This is a genomic window from Actinomycetota bacterium (genome assembly GCA_036280995.1).
In the GTDB taxonomy this organism is placed as follows: domain Bacteria; phylum Actinomycetota; class CALGFH01; order CALGFH01; family CALGFH01; genus CALGFH01.
Genome location: DASUPQ010000041.1, coordinates 1 through 2,506, shown reverse-complemented (window position 1 = coordinate 2,506; position 2,506 = coordinate 1). Strand labels below are relative to the sequence as shown.

Sequence of the window (2,506 nt, the reverse complement as noted above, 5' to 3'; positions counted from 1 at the left end):
GTCCTGGACGCTGCCCATGGGGTCTCGAACGCGGGGATCGCGCGGTCCCGCAATGTCTGTGTGGACACCGTGCGGACCTGGCGGCGCCGGTTCGCCGTCGAGCGGCTCAACGGCTTGACCGACCGCCCGCGCAGTGGCCGACCACCGGTCCACGGCCCGGTCGTGCGGGCCGAGGTCGTCGCGTTGGCGTGCGCGCTGCCGGCCGAGCATGACGTGCCCCTGTCGCGGTGGAGCTGCCCGGAGATCGCCCGCGAGCTGGGCATCCGCTGCCAGGTGAGCGCCTCCGCGTCATCGGTGCGCCGGTGGCTGGCCGCCGATGCCCTCAAGCCGTGGCAGCACCGGTCCTGGATCTCGATCCGGGACCCCGACTTCGCGGTCAAGGCCGCCCGCGTGCTGGACCTGTACGCCGGGATCTGGGACGGCCGGCCGTTGGGCCCCAACGACGTCGTGATCTGCGCGGACGAAAAGACCTCGATCCAGGCCCGTTGCCGCTGTCACCCCACCCTGGCCCCTGGCCAAGCTCGCGCCATGCGGGTCGAACACGACTACCGCCGCGGCGGCGCTCTGGCCTACCTGGCGGCCTGGGACGTGCACCGCGGCCAGGTGATCGGCCGCTGCGAGGACACCACCGGGATCGAACCGTTCTCCCGGCTGGTCACACAGGTGATGACCAGCGAGCCCTACGCCAGTGCAGACCGGGTGTTCTGGATCGTGGACAACGGCTCCTCGCACCGCGGTCAGGCCTCGATCGACCGGATGCACCAAGCCTGGCCGACCACGCACTTGATCCACCTGCCCGTGCACGCGTCCTGGCTGGACCAGGCGGAAATCTACTTCTCCGTTGTGCAACGCAAGGTCGTGGCGCCCAATGACTTCATCGACCTGGACCAAATCCGCGAACGGCTGGCCGCGTTCGAGACCCGCTACAACGCCGTCGCCGCGCCCTTCAACTGGAAGTTCACCCGGCGCGAGCTCGGGAACCTGCTCCAGCGGATCGACACCCACGAGAACCCAGCCAGCTACCGCCAGCAGGCTGTTTGACGACCCCCGAGGAACTTACGGGCGAGACCACTAAGGACTCGCTAATAAATAACGTTTACTTTTGATCTGCGGGCGGTCATGCTCGTGATATGGCTGGGGCCGTGCAGTCCGAGGAGACGCTGGCGGCGAAGTTCGCCGTGTTGTTGCCCCATCTGGACGAGCGGCAACGCCGGCTTGCGATGGGCGCCGAGGCGCGGGCGCTGGGGCATGGCGGGATCAAGGCGGTGGCGCGGGCGGCCGCGACCAGTGCGGTGACGGTGTCGCGGGGGGTGGCCGAGCTGGAGGCCGGCGACCAGCCGTTGGGGCGTACCCGCCGTCCCGGCGGTGGCCGCAAGCCGGTGACCGCCACCGATCCTGGGGTGGGGCGGGCGCTGCTATCGCTGGTGGAGCCGCAGGCGCGGGGTGATCCGGAGTCGCCGCTGCGGTGGACGACGAAGTCGACCCGGCAGCTGGCGCGGGCGCTGGCTGATGCCGGGCACACGGTGTCGGCGCCGACGGTGGCCAAGCTGCTGAGGGCCGAGGGGTTCAGCCTGCAAGGCAATGCCAAGGCGATCGAGGGCAGTCAGCACCCGGACCGGGACGCGCAGTTCCGCTACCTCAACGATCAGGCCAGCGACCACATCGGTGCGGGCGATCCGGTGATCAGCGTGGACACCAAGAAGAAGGAGTTGGTCGGGACGTTCAAGAACGGTGGCCGGGAGTGGCGGCCGCAGGGCCAGCCCGAGCAGGTCAACGTCCACGACTTCATGGACAAGCAACTCGGGAAGGCGATCCCGTACGGCGTCTACGACGTGGCGGGCAACGCCGGCTGGGTCAACGTCGGCACCGACCACGACACCGCCGCCTTCGCCGTGGCCACCATTCGAACCTGGTGGCGCAGGGCCGGCCAGGCCACCTACCCGGATGCCCGGCGGCTGCTGATCACCGCCGACGGCGGTGGCTCCAACGGCTACCGCACCCGCCTGTGGAAGGTGGAGCTGGCCGGCCTCGCCGAGGAGACCGGTCTGGCTGTCACCGTCTGCCACCTGCCGCCCGGCACCAGCAAGTGGAACAAGATCGAGCACAGGCTGTTCTCGCACATCTCGATGAACTGGCGCGGCAGGCCGCTGACCAGCCACGAAGTCATCGTGCAGACGATCGCGGCGACCACCACCCGCACTGGGCTGACCGTCGACGCCGAACTCGACACCGGCAGCTACCCCAGGGGAATCAAGATCACCGACCAGCGGATGAAAGACCTCGAACAGCGAACGCTGCGACGCCACGAGTTCCACGGCGAGTGGAATTACAGCCTCATCCCAGGGCCACCCTAACCAGCGTGTTATTAATTTGCATGCCCTTAGACCGGTCGAGCTGCGGCCATGCGCGGCGACGCGCTATGGAGCCCGGTCGGCTCGACACGCGAGGCGCGCTGACCAGCGTCGCGCCGGAGCGGAACAAGGCCAGGGCTTTGGCGACGCCGAGG

General features: G+C 69.0%; 1 protein-coding gene and 1 pseudogene. Both read left to right on the top strand.

What is annotated here, in order from left to right:
* Positions 1-1,041: IS630 family transposase (locus VF468_01040; protein HEX5876908.1), on the top strand; the 1,041-nt coding region annotated here is incomplete at its 5' end.
* 89 nt (positions 1,042-1,130) lie between these two features.
* Positions 1,131-2,342: pseudogene (locus VF468_01035) on the top strand (ISAzo13 family transposase).
* The last annotated feature ends 164 nt before the right edge of the window (positions 2,343-2,506 follow it).